Source organism: Leptospira licerasiae serovar Varillal str. VAR 010, from assembly GCF_000244755.1.
Lineage (GTDB): Bacteria > Spirochaetota > Leptospiria > Leptospirales > Leptospiraceae > Leptospira_B > Leptospira_B licerasiae.
This window is the reverse complement of record NZ_AHOO02000008.1, coordinates 51,736-69,635: the sequence shown is the minus strand read 5'-3', so window position 1 is coordinate 69,635 and position 17,900 is coordinate 51,736. Positions and strand designations below refer to the sequence as shown.

Genomic DNA, 17,900 nt, shown 5'->3' with positions numbered 1-17,900 from the left:
ATTACAGGCACTTCTTTTTAGATCGTAGAAGTGCCAACATCGGACCTATTGGATCTTTTAATCGATCAGGTCTCTAAAACTAATCGCATCCAGATCTTTTTGCAGAGAAGTTTCCGCCTTATCCATTTTTTCCCTGACTTTATCGGGATATACGTGGAAGGAAGGATCCTCTTTTAAAAGAGGCTCAGGTATTCTTCTGTAAAAATCTCCTAAAGTCAGATCCTCGCCTGAGACTACGGGTAACCAAGCCCCGCTTTCGTTTGTTTCCACAAGTAATCCTGCTTCGGATAACGTTTTAGTAAGTCTTGGGATCTCTTCCGCATGAAGTCCTGATTTTACTGCAAGATCTCCGTTTCGAGGAGCGATCTTACTTTCTTTTTGGACAGAGTAGACCGCTTTTAATACTCCGATCAACTTCCTGAATTCGTAACTAAATGCTGTATGATGTTCTTCTATCAATTGAAAAGGAGCGTAATATCTTTCCGGATATTGGACGCAGGCAGTGACCTCCGCTCCGAACAAAACGATCAATGACAAAGAATATACTCCGATTAAGAAGATAGGGATGGAAGCGAGCGCCTTATACACTATCATAGTAGTTTCGGAGAAGGATGTAATATACACTTGGAACCCATACAGGAAGATCAAAAAGATCACACTAGTAAATCCAGCTCCCCAGGCGGAGGCTCTGATCGGAACTTTTGTATTGGGGATCAGGGTGAATAATGCCAAGAAGAAAAGCCAGATCCCGATCAACGGAAAGAAGAATTTTAGAATATTATAAGGTGAGAATACCGACTCTCCTCCTTGGAGGATAATTGTTTCGTATTTAACGTCTTTGTATTCGGAAAGGCTGATCTTTCTATATTCACCTATATTCAATAATCTGAATCTTCCGTTCTCACTTCTGTCCAGTAGGCCGGAAGCGAATACTTTTCCCTTAGCCGGAATATAAAAAGTATTCCAATGTTCTCCTCCATCTATGGAGACTAAGATGTTTCCGAGAGCATCCAGTAGGAAAATATCCGCAGACTCTTCGTTCTCTATGGACCAGACTTTAGTAAATGTATATCTTTTGTGACTTAGGTTTTTCCAGGAGTATCCTCCGTCTTCCGTTTTGAAAACGGAACCTCTTTCTCCTGTTACAAAAAGTTCTTCTGGTTTGATCCGATGAATATCTTTTAGGCCATGGCCGGTGATCTTGGTTGCATTCCAAGTATAACCGCCGTCTTCACTTTTCCAAACATTCCCGTCCTCGTCTACTATGTAACCGAGATAAGGTTCCGGAAAATAAACTCGATTTGCTCGGATCTTCAATACATTCGTAAATACCGGTTTGTAACTTCTTCCTTGGGCAAAAAAATGTAACACTTCTCCGTTGGAGAAGATTAGATAAAAATTCCCTTCGTTGATATATTCGAAATCTTTAAAATTAGAATTATCGAAATAAATCGCAGTCCATACCGAGCCGTCTACGGGTTTAGAAAGAAATAGGCCTTTTTCGGAGAGCGCATATACTTTTCCGTCTTTGATGGAAACTCGTACAAAATTTTCTTTGGAAATGTCCGGCTTTTCGCAAAAGTCCGCCCTGACTCCGAATGAATCCAAACAACGGATATTTTTGAGGTCGATATCTTTTTCATCCAGATAATAATCCTGTTTTAGACCTGAATCCATTCGGAAGAGTGTTCCGTTCTCTCCTGCAATCCAAATATGATTCTCTGGATCTTTGTCCATGCTCAGATAATGAGGAGGACGGAATACATCGGTTACCTTCTTTGCAAGATTATCTCCGATCACCAAAAGTAGAGGTCCGATAGAAAGTACAAAAAAGTAAAATACGAACTCTTGCAGGACAGATCTTTTCTCTTCTATCCTCCAGATAGAATTGAAGGAATTCTCTAAAGACCTTAGCACGGTAGTCGCGGAGAATACTAAAAGAATAAAACCGATAGCGCCTATCTGTCTAGCTGCATCGATCAATTCTCCTAAAGTATCCAGGTAGGGATTGATGTCTAAGTTGATATTACTAACTAGGAAGAACGCATTAATCTTATCGAATATTTCTTCTTTACGATTGTCTAGGCCGGAGGTGATCGTCAAAAGAGAAAGAGCCACTACGAGCATAGGGATCAGGGATACGATGGTAGTGTAAGAAATGCCGGAAGCTTTAATTAAACATTCGTCTTTGGCAAAACGATAGGCGGAAGCCGCCAGGACACGGACTGTAAAGTTTAGTTTTCTTCCTAAGCCTGCGTCCGGAATATAATCGAAAAATCTACTATACTTTGTATTCGGATGAGAGTTCATTTCTTAATTGCGTAATGCACCATAGAAGAAGTGAGCGGTATCCCTTTTTTGGAAAGTTTACTTTTGAAATGGTAGAAAGAGATCCTAAACCATTTTAAATAATCCTTCCAGCTTGAGAAACTTCCCCTGGATTTTAAAAGTTTAGCGGAAAGAGGGAAGTCCACTCCGAGGTAGGTAATCTGTCTTTCGAATCCTCGTATGGCAAGAATTTTCCGAAGCATTTTTGCAGAATAATAATACACATGTCCCGGCAGATAATAGTGATATTTTTTGCCGGCATCGATCGCCTGCCAGGCATCAAAATTCGCGGTCTGTATGAGAAGTAATCCGCCGGGCTTCAGGAGCCTCGCAAGTTTATTAAATACTTCTTTCGGATTTTCCAAATGTTCTATCACCTCGATCAAAGTGATCACATCGAAAAAATTTTCAGGAAGATCTACATCTAAGAATTGGCCTTGCCAGACTTTGAAACCTCTCGCCTCCGCTTGTTTGGCGGAGAAGGGAGAAATTTCCACTCCATAGGGTGAAAATCCTTTTTCTTTAGCGCATTCTAAAAAACCGCCAAAAGAACAACCTATATCCAGGAAATTTCCCGAAGATTTGAATTTGGAAATGTTTTTTAAACGAGCAAACCAAACATATCTATCGAATTTTTCGGTTTGCCTTTCGTCTCTATATGTGAATTCCTGATTACCCGTATAATATTCTTCCGTATATAATGATTCAGGTTCAGGTCTGGGAAATTGTGCTTGGAAGCCGCAGGTTTTACAAATTTGGATGGGAAGGTCAAAGTCACCGAATTCGGAACGGTACAACGGTTCCCAATTGCAGTCCCCGTTTAAAGGACATTCTTCTTGGATTATTTTTTGGCGAGAAAGATCCAATGACAAATCCTCTCATCCAATTTTCCTAGTGGAGTTCTTTCAGTATAACCAATCTCGAAGGAAGAAAATTTTTTCAAAAGATCTTTTACATTCTCCAGAGAATAAAACCAGGTGGCGCCGCCGGCAAGATCTGCAGTTCCGATTTTACCTTTTTCCGCCTTAAGGTGAGTATCACCTTCCGCTCTTACCGAGGCTGCAAGATAACCGTCTTTTTTTAAAATACGGAAAGTATCATCTAACATGGATTTTGCGAGATCAGGAGAATTATAATGTAATACTCCCCAGCTAACAACGAGATCAAATTTTTCATCTTCAAAAGGATAAGGAGGAGAATTCAAAAGAAAAGTATGAGCCCAAGGATAAGAATCTTTGACCGATTGGATGGAATTTTCGCTGTAATCTGCGGCATACACTTCATATCCGAAATCTTTTAGAAGAATACAATGTCTTCCAGAACCGGTCCCAAAATCCAAAGCTTTCGGGGAAGGAGAGGAAGATGGAAACTTAGAGATCATTCGAACTAAGTTCTCATCCGGATAAGAAAGTTTCGCTTTAGGTCTGGTATAATGAGTTTCCCAAGCTTCTTTGGAAGGATGATCAGCGGGCTTCATATTCCGCCTTCAAACGATTTTTTACCGAACCGTTCCATTCTTCTTCGGAAGAAGATACTTTTGATCTTAGACAAAGAACTCTTGTTCTTGTTTCATTGCCCAAAGATGTATCTAACTTAGAACCGAGTTCTTTTAAGTTTTGGTTGAAAAGAATCGTCTCTCCGTAATTTGCGGGAAAATCTTCCCAGGATTTCAGAACGGAAACGCCTCTTGGCGGAATATCGAAACGAACTTGAGATTTTAGTTTTTTAGGAATTTCTAAACTAGAAGGAGGCGGAATAATCGGCTCTCCCACTAAAAGTTTTACCAGATTGGTGAAATAATCGTAACCTGAATAACCGGGCACAAGAACGTCTGCCAGATATTCACCGCCTACTTCCGGAGCAGCTTCGATCAAAACAAGATCTCCGTTCTCATCCGATCTGAACTCCGCTACAAAAGGACAGTTTTTGAGACCTGTTGCCTTAACGATCGCTCTACATAACATTTTGATCTCACCTTCCAATTCGGATTTAGGGAAGGGGAGTCTATGAGCTGCTTCCAGAAATGGAGGAAAGGAAGAAGTTTCCTTTAAGGAAATATTTACAAGATGAAAATCGGATTCATCTACCAATCCCAAAACGGTATATTCAGGACCTGGAATGTATTCTTCTAAAAGCCAAGTTTCCGGATGAGGGGAATTTGCAGAGGTCTTTGACTTGGATTGTTTTTTGGGTGATATTATATTTACGATAGATTTAAGATCCGAATCGGATTCTACTAGTTGGATCCCGGATTTGCCGCTGCCTTGGCTCGGTTTTAAGATCCATGGATAAGGAAATGATTTAGATTTTGCTTTGATCTCCGAAGACGGGATTTCTCGAGGTACTCTTATTCCTTTAGGGGCTAAGGTCTCTTTCAAGATTTGTTTATCAGAAAATTTTAATACGGACTCTGTGCTTGCATATTTGAGTTTTAATTTTTCCGCAAGATAAGCCGCGCTATAGGTTGCCTTGCCGAAGGATCTTGTTCCGATCCCAATGATCGGGGTGGGCAAAGGATTTTCGGCGACGGCTCTCAAGATCCTTCTGTATTCGAAGGTGGACTCTATGATTCGTAGACTCGCCATTGCAAATCCGGGGGCCTTATCGTTTTTATCTACCGCTGCTACTTCTAGGCCTAAGGCTCTTGCTGCAGAGATCAAGGGTACCTGGTTTTTGCCGGCTCCTAAGGAGAGAAAATACCCTTTTTTCTTCATCCCCTGGATAGATAGTGCCCTGAACAAGAGATGTCAAAGGTTTTTTGGGAATGAGACAAAATCCGGCTCCTTTGTAGGAATTCCAACAGGGTTGCGAAAGAGGCGGCCCCCACCCGAGTTTGGGTGGTGGAGGAGGGCTCGTGGGGAGGTTGCTTCCAAGTTCTATATCAGAAATTTTTCGGATTTTCAAGTTTCGTTTTGGGCTTCCGGGATGGAATGTAGATTCTGAATTCCGGTGAACGGCCTTGATTTAGGATAGATTTGCCGAATTAGTATTCCGCCAGGGATGCGAAGGACTTTGTCCCACCGGAGGTGGGATGAGGCGGTCTCGCCGAATCCGTAGCAGCCCGGTCCCGCCCGCCAGGGAGGGGGGCGGCCAATTCCCCGATATGGTTTTTAAAATTGGTAGGAACTCCTTCTTATTTTTTCTTTTTATGTCTTCAAAAGCGTAATGGGATTTTTGGAAAACTCCGATCCTTAAAAAGAGCGGGAGAAAGTAGAATGTTAAGAGGAATGTACACCGGATCCAACGGGATGATCGTGCAGCAAACACGTATGGATGTGATTTCCAACAATCTTGCGAACGTTGACAAGACCGCCTTCAAAAGGGACACAACGTTGTTCAAAACTTTTCCTGAACTTTTGATCCATAGATTTAGTGAGGACGGAGTGGGGAAGGTGCCTATGGGATCTTTTGATACTGCTCCTGTTGTCGGCAAACTCGGGTTAGGCGCCGAGGTAAATGAAATTTATACTAGATTTGAACAAGGTGCAGTGAAGAAGACGGACAATCCTTTCGACATGATGTTGCAAGATAGACCTGGCACCGAACATCCTGCATTTTTTAGCGTTTTGACGAATAGAGGAGAAAGACTTTCTCGCTCCGGTGCATTTGTCCTGGATACGAACGGTTACTTGGTGACTCCTCAAGGTTTTCCTTTGATGGGCGAGAATGGTCCGATCAAAGTCGCTCGTGGGAATTTTTTGATCAAAGAGAATGGAGAAGTTTGGATTAACGGTGAGATCGGTAATGATCCTCGTAATTCCGTTGGAGCCGATAAGAATAGATTCGAAACTCCTGTTCTTTTAGATCGTATCAAGATCCGCACCGTAGAGAATCCTCGTCATTTGGATAAAGAAGGCGATTCTTTCTATAACGATACTCCTGAGTCTGGTGAACCAAGACCTTTCCTTTTAGAAGAAGAGCCTAACCTTCTCCAAGGTTATTTAGAAGCTTCTAATGTTAGTGTTGTCACCGAAATGGTGGAAATGATCGAAGTAAACCGCTCTTACGAGGCGAATCAGAAGACTGTTCAGACCCAAGATCAGATGTTAGGTAAACTTCTGAATGACGTATTGAGATAGTAATCCTTTCCTCTCAATCCGAACCGCCTCCCTCTGTCGCGCTCTCGGATTGACAGCAAAAGCATCCCTATCTCTACACCTCATTCCATTGTTGGCATCATCATTACTAACCAGCACATCCAGTCCGAATACGTTAGCATTCTTAATGAAGCTAAACTCATTCAGATACATTTGGGAATACTTTGGCTTTATATATCCGTAAGCAGCAAAAGCGGTTTTTAGAACTCTATGGTTTCCTTCTGCAACTTGATTGTGGACTCCATTCTTACTCCACCGATTACGAGCAAATCTGAATCTATTATCTTTCGATCTCGCAGAATGATTAACTGATCTGTGGTTCTTGTATATTTCCCAAAGCCAAGGGTATCCTTGGTCTGTAAAAAGTGGAGTTGTAGTAGGTAAGTGTTCTTTAATCAGAGGTCCTAAAGTCTCTGCTTTTTGATTAGATACTGATGAGAAGAATACTGGTCCTTGCTTTATTGCTATAGTCTGTACAAGAGTTCCGACTTGTCTCCCTCCTAATTTCTCTGAAAGGTATATAGAAGCGGTTTGTCCACTATGTCTGTAACGTTTCCTACCTTGGCTCGCTCTTTCACCTGCTGAATATAATACAACAGTGTCTACGCAAGTATAAGGCTTCTTTGCCATGATCTTAGTAATGTCTCTATTCTCATTTGGAGGGAGTAGGAAGTCCTTGAACTGATCATTTAGAGCCTCGTAGGTTAGCTTCTTATACTTTGGTAATTGGTTTGATGCAAAGAGTTGGAATCTTCTCTTTAGTAAGCTGGCTGCATTATATCCTATTCTTAGCCTCTTACTTAGTTCTGTTGCTGTTACTACCTTTGGGTATTGTATTAGTGATTCATAAAGGATATATCCGAACATCCATATTGGAAGTTTGAAATGATGAAGGGGAGTGTAACTTAGTCTTGATGTTAGATATCTACATTGAGGACATCTAATTAGATCTGGTCTTGTTGAGATTTCCTTATCTAAGATTCTATTGTTACATTCAGGAGTAGGACAGTGTTTTGGGTAGAAGTCATTAAGTATCTTCTTGGTTATTTCCGTGAAGTAATCAGTGTTTAGTGCTGGGTTGTAGTGTTTAGGTAGGGGTGTTGGGAAGAGGTTTATATTTTCGGTATTTCTAATGGAAGGGGCGGTTCTGGATTGGAGGAAAGGTGGTCCTCGGTTCGGATTACGTGTATTAAATATTCCGAATTCAATCCAAGGTCGAGTAGGAGTGAAGGATTGTCTGCGAGAGTTGATTTCCGTGTATTTTAAGGCTGCTTGCATGAGTATTACTTTTTTGTTTTTTAAGGAAGCAAAACGGTAGACACATAGAAAAAGAAAGTAAAAAAAATGGATATTGAAAAAGTTATTTCGATAAAGTGCAAATAACAGTAGGGTGCTATGATTGAGTTGATTAGAATTTCCGACGTTGCGGCTTTTGGTTCCACACCTGAGGAACTTAGCAGTCTTTCTAGAATTAATTTTATTTTTGGCTCTAATGGTTCGGGAAAAACAACGATAAGTCGTATTATTGCTAATGAAGAAGAATATGGATCTTGCTCAGTATTATGGAAGGCAGGAACAAAGCTTCAGCCTATGGTCTATAATTCCGATTTTGTTGATCGTAATTTCGTTCAATTGAGTGAAATGAAAGGGGTTTTTACTCTAGGTGAAGAACAGGCAGAAGTTTTATCTCAGATAGAAAATAAGAAAGGTGAGATTGATACATTAAGAAGAAAGAATATAAGACTTTCCGAAGAATTGAATGGAAATGAAGATTCCAATGGAATGATTAAAGACATGACGATCATTGAATCCAAATTTAAAGATGATTGTTGGGAAATGAAGAAAAAGTATGATGATTCGTTTGGTACCGCATTTATAGGATATCGAAATTCTGCAGATAGATTTCGCGATAAAGTTTTAATTGAAGATTCATCTAATAAATCAACTCTTCTTGATCTAAGTGAATTGCTAAAGAAAGCGGAAAATGTTTTCAGTGAAGAGTCTCTACCGGAAGACAAGGTTATTGAGATCGACGGAAATTCTCTTGTAAAGCACGAAAGCAATGCCATCTTATCAAAACGTATCATAGGTAAGGATGATGTAGATATAGCAGCAATGATTAAAAAGTTAGGGAATAGTGATTGGGTTCGAGCTGGCCTTAATTATTTCGAACTTAATAATAGTGTTTGCCCCTTTTGTCAACGGACTACAGAAGAGTCATTTACTAAAAGTTTGACTGAATACTTTGACGAAACTTTTATTAAAGATACCAAAGGAATTCAAGATTTAGCTTTCCGTTACTCTGCTGATGCAGACCTTTTACAACAGTCAATCAATCAAATTATCGCTAACCCATCTCGTTTTTTGGATCTCGAGAAATTGAAATTTCAAAGTGATTTATTAAATACAAAAATAGTCATAAATAATCAGAGGATCACTGAGAAAGTTAAGGAACCTAGTCAGATTGTAGTGTTAGAGCCTCTCGAGAGTATTTTGGAAGTTTTCAATACTTTAATTTCAACAGTGAATTTGGAAATTAATAATTACAATCAAGTCATTGCAAATATTTCAATAGAAAAAGATAAACTTATCGGAGAAGTTTGGTGTTTAGTTCTTTCTGAGTTAAAGGATATTCTTGATTCTTATAAAAAGAAAAAGCATGAACTTCAAAAGGCCATTTCAAATATTCAAGATAAGATTCATGAAAATGATAGAGAGATTGGAACTAAATCTCAGCAATTGCGTGACTTAGAAATGAGGATGACTACTATTCAGCCAACTATTGACGGAATTAACGATTTGCTTTTGAAATTTGGTTTTCAAAATTTCAAGCTCGATAAGTCAGATGCCGGTAATTTCTATAAATTGATCCGATCGAATGGCGCAAATGCGAAAGATACGCTCAGTGAAGGCGAGAAGACATTTGTATGCTTTTTGTACTTTTATTATTTGTTAAAAGGTAGTGAATCGGAAAGTGGCATGATAACGGATCGTATTGTCGTATTCGATGATCCTATTTCAAGTTTAGATAGTGAAGTTCTTTTTATTGTTAGCTCATTGATTAAGAAATTATTTGAAGAGGTGAGATCGGAAGCTGGAATTATTAAGCAGATATTTGTCCTTACTCATAATGTCTATTTTCAAAAGGAGGTAGCTTTTAATCCTAAGAGACGAACTCGAGGAGTAAATGATGAATCCTTTTGGATCATTAGAAAACTAGAAAATACTCAAAAACTTCAAAAACATACAAGCAATCCGATAAAAACATCTTATGAATTGCTATGGTCTGAGATACGAAATCCGAGTAGATCGAATCTTACAATTCAGAATACTTTACGAAGAATTTTAGAAAACTATTTTAAGATATTGGGAGGTATAGATCCTGATCGAATATGTGATATGTTTGAAGGTCGGGATAAACTGATTTGCAAGTCGCTTTTTTCTTGGGTTCATGATGGATCTCATTTTGCACAGGACGATCTTTATGTAGCAATTGACGATATCCAGATTGAGAATTATCTACAAGTTTTTCGCGAAATTTTTAACAGGTCTGGACACGAAGCCCACTATAATATGATGATGGGCAATGATAGTAATTAAGCTTAGGCTAAATAAGCTAAGAGCGCATACGATAGGTACATAATGCTAACTAAAATGAAACTTGAAAAATTTATTTCGAATTTTCAATAATATTAATTTCGCTTTCGGTCAGTCCGTAAATTTGATAAACAATTTGATCTATTTCTCTAGAAAGTGATTGTATGCGAATTTTATTATTCTGCAATGTGTTTGTGTCTTTGTTGAGTTTTAAAATGGAATCTGTTAATTGACTTAGAGCTACCGAGGCCTCTTTCGTTAAATTTGGATACGGAATATTCCTTAGGCCCTTTATTCGAATCTGTGGAGTCCCTCCTTTACCGTGTTCAATAATATTTTTATTCCAAGCATAGAATGATATTAATTTAGAATTTAATATAGCTAATACTTCTTTTAAATCTACGCTTTTAAAATTTGGTCCGTCTCCTTTTGAAATGGAAAACAGACTATAATCTAAATAAAGTTCTTTTTCATAGAAAGTTGCCACTATAGACTCTCCAGCCTGACGAACTATTATCTTTGGATTCAGGAAGACTGAAATATCACCAAGGCCGCCAACCTTACCCTGTTTGTTTTGTTTCGCAATTTCCTTCTTATTATTACTTTTATTAATGGAATGAATTATATTTTTATCATATTTTATATACGAATTAATTTGAGGTATGCAATATTTGTGCGTAATCGAGTCGCCGCCTTCAGCAAGAGGTTTTGCGTCATTTGCATTTCGTGTGGTCAGAAATGTGGATTTTTTCCCCGCGAAATTTATAGACGTACGAATTAATTTATTTGGAAAAATCTCGCTTAGCTTTTTGGAATTATTTTCAATTTTCTTAATTATTGATTCTAATGAGTCTTTCTTACTCTTTCGATTGTTAAAGTCGGTAAAGAATGAAATAAAACTCGATTGCTGTTCATATCTTGGGCTTTTATCAAGTAGAGTTTTTTTAATTCTAATTTTTTTATTACTATTTAACCCCTTTTGATAATTGATAATTATTTGGCCAGATCCGACTTCTCCCCACCCTTCAATATCAGTAACTATTTCACTAATTGAAGCTGTATTCACTAAATATTGACGAATATCTTTGTAAGGCTCTTTGATAATATTTAAATCAACGATAAATGAGCATAATCCTCTGTCTTTCAAAAGGTGAATCGATCTTTCAAAGAAGAACATTACCGTATTGAATTTTCCTTTAATTTGATTTTTATCAATAATTCGATTGGATTCTGATATGAATTCATAATGTTCTTTATAATAGATTTCTTCCTTTTTTAACATTTCTTGTTTAAATCGGGCGTAGTAGCTTAAATATGGAGGATTTCCCACAATGCAATCAAATCCTCCAGCAGCTTTTACCTGTGGAAATAGCACAGAGTAATTCATCGGTCTAACGTTATCTGGGTTTTCAAAATAGTTAAATAGATTTTTGTTTAACTTACGATTCACTGTATCTTCAATTATTTGAATCTGACTATACAGTTTTTCCTTCTCACTATCATCGTATTTTTCATGATGGTATTGCTCAGTGAGTTTCGTTAGTTCGGCAAGATCTCGAAAATGTTGATTTCGAAACAATTCCATTTGCGAGCTATTGCCTTCTCCGAAGATTAGGCTGTTTCCGCAGCGAATGTTTAGCTTAAGGTTTGGCAAAAGTTTTCTTCCGGTCAATGAAGTTCTTGCACTTCCTTCTAACGCTTTTACTAATAAATTTAATTTTGCGATTTCGACAGCCCTTTCGTCCAGGTCTATGCCGTAGATATTATTTTGAAGAATTTTCTTTCTAACTTCAAAATGATATAGTCCGATAGGACTAATCCTTTCATGGTGTTTTAGAAATTCATCAAATACGCGAATAAGAAATGAACCGGAACCACATGCGGGGTCTAAAACTTTTACCTGGCTAATTTCATGCAAAGTTTTACATTTACTTAATACTATCCCGACCGTGTTTTCAACTATATAATTTACAATAAAATCAGGAGTGTAATAAATTCCATGCGAACCCTTAATTTGTGTTTTCTTTTTGTCAATAATTTCTCCTTTTCGGCCTGATTGGAGAAGCTCTCCCAGGTAGTTTTCATAGACCTCTCCTAAGACATGAACGGTCAGTTTGCTAAAATCTGTATTAGAAAGTTCAATTATTACTGGCCTAAGAACGCTATCTTCTATCTCTATTAGATCGCAATCTGATTGAGAAAATAACTCAGAATTGAACTTTTCATCCATATCAAGGAAAATGGTTCTTAATTCTTGATATAACTTTTCTTTACTATGAACTATTGCATGTAACCGATCTTGCGTAATTATATTGTTATCAGCACAATAATCGATGAAAATAAGCCGATCCAATATTTGTTGTGTCATTAAATCGATTTTACTCAATTCAAAGGAGTGGGAATAGTTTTTTGAAATATAATTCCGAATATTACTTCTCCATTTCTTTAAATCTTGGAAAAATTTTTCTTTAATTTCATCTTGCTTTGGATAATAAACTGGATCATCATCAATGCGACCTTTACTTCGCACAAGTTTATCCTTAGAGATAAGTTCGAGGAAACGTATTCCCTCATCCGATAATAGGTCGACATAGTCTTCTTTATTTATTCCGGGCCAGAGTAGTTCATGAAATGCAAATTTCTTATTCAAATATAATCTGTTTTGATAGACTGAATAAATTCGCCATTCTACAAAATTAGTTAATATTCCCCAATGAATTCCTTCAGCTCTACAGTAGCCCAAAAGCTGTTCAATGAATGTTTTACTTTTATATCGGGAGTCTAAAGATTCACTTTTTTTGGCATCTTTTGATTCGATAACTAATAGAGTATTCCCTGAATCATTTAGTAATAGTATATCAGGTATTTTACCAGTTTTTACTTCTTGGCCTTTGTTAATTCGAATATTACCGACTCTGTATCCTAATATCTCTAAAAGTCTAGAAGTGAATAAAGTTTGAATATGTTCTTCTGAACTTTTCCATGTATTTTCATTTTCAAAGTCCCATACTAACTTTCTTATTTTACTTTTAAAATCCATAGGCAGTCGTATGTATGAAATCCTTTCAAAAAATATAATGTCAATTGAAAATACAGAATAATCTAATAATGAACGAAATTTCGATTGCTTAGCAAATAGTTAATACGAAGCGTTTAAAAATGAATTCAAAAGAATGGTAACAGGAGCTGAGATGATCAAAATCGTAGATGTAATATTAAATAAGCCTTTCAATTATATTGATTTAGGCGAGTTGATGGAATTTAGATAAAAGAAGATCTTTATAATGAGATATACTATGACAAAATGTTGCTCATTTAAACAGTCAAAAATCAAATAAATCCTTCGGTTTAACTTTTAATCTTTTAGAAATACGAAACAAAGTATTTACATTCGGATTAGTTCGACCATTCTATATTTCTTGAATCGTTCTGAAACGAACAGCCAAATCTCCTTCATCCATATCTTCCTGAGTTAATCGGGTGCCGATTCTAAGTGACCTCAAGTAAGATAACTTTACTTATTTAAATTACTTTTTGTAGTCACTTTCTTATATAGTGTCTTCTTGCGGGCTCTTTTTTTGGGTGGATGATTACTCAGCTTTTCTAAATCAAACAGTTCCATTGCATTGACCTTTAGCTTTCTACAAATCTTGTAGATTGTTCGGAGATTTATACTAGATCTTCCCGCTTCAATATTCTGTATCGTTCGATAAGGAATTCCATCATCGCCAGAATCTAGATCTTCCTGAGAAAGGTTCCTTTCAATCCGCAATTCCTTTAATCTAAGACCGACTTTTCGGCGAAAGGTAGTGAAATCCACATATAGAAGAATAATTCCAATTTGACTTATAAAACACACTATATAAAGTGCGATAAAATTAACTATATTCGCTCCAGATCTATTTTAGGATCTTAAACTAGGAGGCGTTCAATGACGAACTGTCTAAATTGCAAGAAGAGTAGGTTTCTCGTTCGATTAACTCTTTTTCTTTGTTTTTCCTTTTATGACTGCAATCTTCTCAACGAAGCAGGGTTAGCTGATGATCGACTAAAGGGATCTGAAGTAAAGCAAAGGATCCAAGATGCAGTAAATACATACGTCGCTGTAGCCGCTTCTTATGATCCTTCAGTCCTTACCGCCAGTAATGCTCTATTAAATGCTCAAGCTTCGAGTCTTGCAGGTATCAATTCCGGTGACTACTATCACAAATCAGATGTGGATAAATGTATCAGTGAAATTCAGACCTGGGGGTATCTGATTAGATCTCCTGGCTTCATTGCAATGATTCAGTGCCATTTAAAACCTTCTAGTCCAATTTATTAGAAAAAAATCCTTTCGTAAAAAGAACTGGGAGGAATGACAGGTTTCGAGGGTATTGGAATGCAGAAGATAATATTAGGTTTAATTAAAGTAGTAATTGTTTTTGGAATCTTTGGTTGTTTGCCTTATCAGAAAAAGAGAACTCTTATTTCACAGACAGAAGTAAGTAGGAATGCGGATTTTGATTCAAAGTCCGAATATTCTATTGAGTATAAGTTAACCGAAAGCGGTCTGCAGTTTTCCTTTACTGAGAACAAGACTAACTTCGACAAAGTAGCTTATGATAGAACTTACAATGTTCAAAGGACCGGTGCTGACTTCGATAGTGATGTTTGCGGTGAAAGAAAGAATTATTCCAAATGTTTGGTTGAAGGTCCGTTTACAATCATGGGTATTGGAATCATTTTTACTCTTCCTATACTTATCTATGATTGGGCTACTTATCCGATTTACCGACTTAAAACCTATGATGAAACAAAGAGAGAGACAGAAAGGTCTCCGAAGAGTGCTGTAAAAATTGAAAATACTCCTGCCGCAGTTACCTTAGTGAATAAAGGATTGAATTTCGCAAAGAGCTATATATTCAAAAATGGAAAAGTCACAGTTCCAATCTCTGATCTCGATATGTTCAAGCTAACAAAGAGCGCGGAGGTTCAGCATTACTGGAATGATCGTCCTGTATATAAATCCGAGCAAAGTTCCTATTTCTATTTTGTAACCGACCTGCAGAATAACAATTTGATCCCAGCAGCCTGGATTGAAGGCGAAAAGATCTATTCCGCGAGTGCATATAAAAGGATCAACAATGCTTGGATGAAGAAGAAAGAATCAGAGTGTAAAGCTTCTTTCGATTATTCTATTTTACGTGAGAGTATAAATCATATTTCAGATGAAGGTAATTATACCAATGAATTGGTTGCTCAAGGTCTAGTAAATTCTGCATGTAAGAAGTTTGACGGAACAGATTCTTATTCCCCTTGTGTTTACAATTTCTCCTCCTGTATTCCTATTATTCGCAGTTCTTTAAATAATGAATTTGGTATTAAGAAGTGAGTATTCTTTAATTAATTACAAAGGATCTTCAGGATATAAATTATAGTGCAAATTTCTGTTCAAATTATTTAGAAAATTCTTTTATTATTATTCTCTTGCGCGGATTTTTGGCCATGGATACTTCTCGCTTTCTAAACCAGAATTTATTGCCAGGGGCTAAACTTAATGTAATTGGTGGTTCATTGCCTACTGAAGTAAGAGAAATTGAAATAGAATACGACGAAAATTATCGTATAAAATTTAAATTAACTTGTAACGCTGAATCCCGGGATGATGTGAATCGAATTACTGCCGGCCTCCTTGATGATAATCGAAAATCTAAAAAGAACTCAATTTTTGCTCTCACAAGTGGAAACCTCTTTATTGCAGTAATTAGAGATTATTACATTCAGGAGGTAAGTTTTAAAGGTAACGATGTAATAGCCACCGGTGAAGTTATTACAATTAATTTTAGGCGTCGCAAGAGTGAGGTCACTAATCATTATAATTATTGGTATTTAAATGGTGATCGCCATTTTCCATTTAATCGCTTTCAGATCATCGAATCTAGAAAGATTACTACAATTCGCGTTGGCGAAAATAAAAGCATAAGATTAAAGGATTTTTCTGGTCCTTCTTTTTCTAGAAACCATATTCAATTTAAATATTTAATTTGGAGAATTGAATTATGTTATTCAATAAGCGATGATAAATCGCCCATTCCAATATCAATTATTCGATTCTATGGTGAAAGCCCACCGCCTCAAAAAGTAGTAGATGCAACAGCTTCTCTTTATTCTTTTTTGTGCGGGAAAGAATTACTTAATAACGGATATAGCTTTTTAGATAAAAATCTTGAGCCGACGAAGACCTTGCATAGAAATTCTATTCGAAGTAATCTTAAGGAAATTATAGAAAAAATACACATCTATCCAATTCCAATCGAATTAAGAAGAATAGATAAGAGCGGAATAAAAATTGAAGAGTTATTTGAATCTTTATTAGAGGTATTTGTTTTAAAATTTGATTCGTTGCCGATTCATGAAGCGATTTGGCTTATTAATCAATCTCATTATTTACCTCTCGATATACAAATGCAACCCCTTGCGACAGCATTTGATCTTTTGAAGAACGCTTGGTTTAAGAATGAAGCAAATTCTAAATTTTCTTTTCATGTTGAACCTGATGAATATTTAGAACTACTTGGACAAGAGTTTGGTGCAATTAAGGATCGACTAAGCGCTGTTCCTTCTGGAGCCAAATTGATTTCGAAAATAGAAGGAGTGAATGCTTTATCTAATAACGAAAAGAATTTAATCTTTTTAAATGAAATCGGGCTGGAATTCGATATAGTCGAAAAGGAGGTTATTAGAGAAAGAAATTCTGTCGTGCATGGATCATTAAAGCCTAAAAACTATACAAAACTAAGTAATCGAACATTGGCTTTTAGAACTTTGTTAAATAGAATTATATTAAAACTTCTCTTTTATTCAGGAGAATATATAGATTATTCGTGGGATAATGGTTCTCGAATGAAATTTTATTCTTTGCCAATAGTTAGTCCGATGCAACGAGATAGAACAAAAAAGAAAATTTAAAATAGACTTTCGTAATTCAATTTGACTAATCTAAAAATACTGGCTTCTCAGAAAAAACGCTTTCGTATATTACAAATGAAGAAAATGAAATTCCTAGTTCTTAGGAGTTCAAATGAGTATTAATTACGAGGAGTTGAAAGAAAGAGCTCCATCTGTTTTTTCGGATTCCCATTACGGGCAAACAAGCGAAAGATATTTGCATATTAAAACCTCTGATGTCATCTCACTCTTTCAAGAGAAAGGGTGGGAGATTCAAACTGCCTCAGAGAAGAATGTCAGGGTAGAAGATCGGAGAGGTTTTCAGAAGCACCTTGTGATCTTAAAACACAATGACTACAAAATTGAGGACGAAGGAAACCTAAATGTAGTAATCCGTAATTCCCACGATCAAACAAACTCACTCGAATTATTCTACGGCTTTATGAGAGTCGTTTGTGGTAATCAGTTAATGGTCCGAAACCTGGGGACTGGCGGTCATTCAATCTTTCGACACTACAAGAAGAATCGAGAACCGATTCAAACTAAGATTAATCAAGTTTTGAATGGGTTTGATGGTTTTGTCGAAGAGATTAGATTTCTAAAAGCTAAGGAACTTTCTCCCGACAAGGTAAAACTATTCGTAAAGAACGCTGTAGATCTTCGTTTCGGATCTGACTTTGTTGGAGACCAGGAAAGTATTGAAAACTCAGTCCTAAGAGTTCGCCGCACCGAAGACCAGGGATTTGATTCTTGGAAGGTCCTAAATCGAGTCCAGGAAACTTTTGTCAAAGGTCTTGGTCGATATATAGTTCCTTCCGTCGGTCAAAGAAAAATAAAGAGTCTCACGAGCATTGATAGGTTAGTCTCTTTCAATAATGATCTCTGGCAGTTGGCAAAAAAAATATAAGTCGGATCAATGTTTTTGAAAAAAAATCTTAAAAATGCAAA

Annotated in this window: 13 protein-coding genes; 6 read left to right on the top strand and 7 right to left on the bottom strand. The window is 36.9% G+C overall.

Translation table 11 applies throughout. From position 1 onward, the window contains the following. Positions 1 to 57: 57 nt before the first annotated feature. From LEP1GSC185_RS10665 to LEP1GSC185_RS10650, 4 genes are read right to left on the bottom strand one after another with little or no spacing between them, the layout of a single operon-like run. Complete coding sequence (locus LEP1GSC185_RS10665) at positions 58 to 2,310, bottom strand: YhjD/YihY/BrkB family envelope integrity protein (protein ID WP_008590726.1); 2,253 nt, start codon at positions 2,308 to 2,310, stop codon at positions 58 to 60. Then, positions 2,307 to 3,194 carry a class I SAM-dependent methyltransferase gene (locus LEP1GSC185_RS10660; RefSeq protein ID WP_010515162.1) on the bottom strand — a complete coding sequence of 296 codons (888 nt, stop codon included), beginning with the start codon at positions 3,192 to 3,194 and terminating at the stop codon, positions 2,307 to 2,309. The genes LEP1GSC185_RS10665 and LEP1GSC185_RS10660 overlap by 4 nt, the downstream gene beginning before the upstream one ends. Further along, positions 3,170 to 3,805, bottom strand: coding sequence for a class I SAM-dependent methyltransferase (locus LEP1GSC185_RS10655; protein WP_008591249.1), 636 nt, complete (start codon positions 3,803 to 3,805; stop codon positions 3,170 to 3,172). The genes LEP1GSC185_RS10660 and LEP1GSC185_RS10655 overlap by 25 nt, the downstream gene beginning before the upstream one ends. After that, positions 3,792 to 5,042, bottom strand: a complete 1,251-nt coding sequence (locus LEP1GSC185_RS10650) for an ATP-grasp domain-containing protein (RefSeq protein ID WP_008589547.1) — start codon at positions 5,040 to 5,042, stop codon at positions 3,792 to 3,794. Before LEP1GSC185_RS10650 ends, LEP1GSC185_RS10655 begins: the two co-directional genes overlap by 14 nt. Positions 5,043 to 5,543: 501 nt before the next feature. On the opposite strand from LEP1GSC185_RS10650, the gene LEP1GSC185_RS10645 reads away from it, so the two are divergent. Beyond that, a complete protein-coding gene (locus LEP1GSC185_RS10645; protein WP_010515158.1) occupies positions 5,544 to 6,407 on the top strand; it encodes a flagellar hook-basal body protein in 864 nt (287 codons plus the stop codon). Here the strand turns inward: LEP1GSC185_RS10645 and LEP1GSC185_RS10640 are convergent. After that, complete coding sequence (locus LEP1GSC185_RS10640) at positions 6,375 to 7,703, bottom strand: transposase (protein ID WP_008589846.1); 1,329 nt, start codon at positions 7,701 to 7,703, stop codon at positions 6,375 to 6,377. The two genes, LEP1GSC185_RS10645 and LEP1GSC185_RS10640, sit on opposite strands and share 33 nt — an antisense overlap. A gap of 117 nt (positions 7,704 to 7,820) precedes the next feature. Here LEP1GSC185_RS10640 and LEP1GSC185_RS10630 point away from each other — a divergent pair, with 117 nt between their 5' ends. After that, complete coding sequence (locus LEP1GSC185_RS10630; protein ID WP_008590176.1) at positions 7,821 to 10,025, top strand: AAA family ATPase; 2,205 nt, start codon at positions 7,821 to 7,823, stop codon at positions 10,023 to 10,025. 70 nt (positions 10,026 to 10,095) lie between these two features. Here LEP1GSC185_RS10630 and LEP1GSC185_RS10625 read toward each other — a convergent pair whose 3' ends face one another. Together LEP1GSC185_RS10625 and LEP1GSC185_RS10620 are read right to left on the bottom strand one after the other, a co-directional pair. Beyond that, on the bottom strand, positions 10,096 to 13,062 hold the full coding sequence (locus LEP1GSC185_RS10625; protein ID WP_008591331.1) for an Eco57I restriction-modification methylase domain-containing protein: 2,967 nt from the start codon (positions 13,060 to 13,062) through the stop codon (positions 10,096 to 10,098). A gap of 474 nt (positions 13,063 to 13,536) precedes the next feature. After that, positions 13,537 to 13,842: a helix-turn-helix transcriptional regulator gene (locus LEP1GSC185_RS10620; RefSeq protein ID WP_010514637.1), complete on the bottom strand. Its 306-nt coding sequence runs from the start codon at positions 13,840 to 13,842 to the stop codon at positions 13,537 to 13,539. Between the two features lie 111 nt (positions 13,843 to 13,953). On the opposite strand from LEP1GSC185_RS10620, the gene LEP1GSC185_RS10615 reads away from it, so the two are divergent. From LEP1GSC185_RS10615 to LEP1GSC185_RS10600, 4 genes are all read left to right on the top strand, one after another. Then, positions 13,954 to 14,346 (top strand): TIGR04452 family lipoprotein, encoded by a 393-nt coding sequence (locus LEP1GSC185_RS10615; protein WP_010514636.1) that lies wholly within the window; start codon positions 13,954 to 13,956, stop codon positions 14,344 to 14,346. Between the two features lie 33 nt (positions 14,347 to 14,379). After that, positions 14,380 to 15,396: a hypothetical protein gene (locus LEP1GSC185_RS10610; protein WP_008591174.1), complete on the top strand. Its 1,017-nt coding sequence runs from the start codon at positions 14,380 to 14,382 to the stop codon at positions 15,394 to 15,396. A 113-nt stretch (positions 15,397 to 15,509) separates the two neighbouring features. After that, complete coding sequence (locus LEP1GSC185_RS10605; protein ID WP_008589756.1) at positions 15,510 to 16,973, top strand: hypothetical protein; 1,464 nt, start codon at positions 15,510 to 15,512, stop codon at positions 16,971 to 16,973. 112 nt (positions 16,974 to 17,085) lie between these two features. Then, complete coding sequence (locus LEP1GSC185_RS10600) at positions 17,086 to 17,859, top strand: DUF932 domain-containing protein (RefSeq protein WP_008590676.1); 774 nt, start codon at positions 17,086 to 17,088, stop codon at positions 17,857 to 17,859. Positions 17,860 to 17,900: the final 41 nt, after the last annotated feature.

What these genes read in the sequence shown, in the direction of transcription:
- LEP1GSC185_RS10650 (WP_008589547.1), bottom strand. Translation starts at nt 5,042, where the DNA reads ATGAAGAAAAAAGGGTATTTTCTCTCCTTAGGAGCCGGCAAAAACCAG.
- LEP1GSC185_RS10610 (WP_008591174.1), top strand. Translation starts at nt 14,380, where the DNA reads ATGACAGGTTTCGAGGGTATTGGAATGCAGAAGATAATATTAGGTTTA.
- LEP1GSC185_RS10625 (WP_008591331.1), bottom strand. Translation starts at nt 13,062, where the DNA reads ATGGATTTTAAAAGTAAAATAAGAAAGTTAGTATGGGACTTTGAAAAT.
- LEP1GSC185_RS10600 (WP_008590676.1), top strand. Translation starts at nt 17,086, where the DNA reads ATGAGTATTAATTACGAGGAGTTGAAAGAAAGAGCTCCATCTGTTTTT.
- LEP1GSC185_RS10630 (WP_008590176.1), top strand. Translation starts at nt 7,821, where the DNA reads ATGATTGAGTTGATTAGAATTTCCGACGTTGCGGCTTTTGGTTCCACA.
- LEP1GSC185_RS10655 (WP_008591249.1), bottom strand. Translation starts at nt 3,805, where the DNA reads ATGAAGCCCGCTGATCATCCTTCCAAAGAAGCTTGGGAAACTCATTAT.
- LEP1GSC185_RS10640 (WP_008589846.1), bottom strand. Translation starts at nt 7,703, where the DNA reads ATGCAAGCAGCCTTAAAATACACGGAAATCAACTCTCGCAGACAATCC.
- LEP1GSC185_RS10665 (WP_008590726.1), bottom strand. Translation starts at nt 2,310, where the DNA reads ATGAACTCTCATCCGAATACAAAGTATAGTAGATTTTTCGATTATATT.
- LEP1GSC185_RS10645 (WP_010515158.1), top strand. Translation starts at nt 5,544, where the DNA reads ATGTTAAGAGGAATGTACACCGGATCCAACGGGATGATCGTGCAGCAA.
- LEP1GSC185_RS10605 (WP_008589756.1), top strand. Translation starts at nt 15,510, where the DNA reads ATGGATACTTCTCGCTTTCTAAACCAGAATTTATTGCCAGGGGCTAAA.
- LEP1GSC185_RS10615 (WP_010514636.1), top strand. Translation starts at nt 13,954, where the DNA reads ATGACGAACTGTCTAAATTGCAAGAAGAGTAGGTTTCTCGTTCGATTA.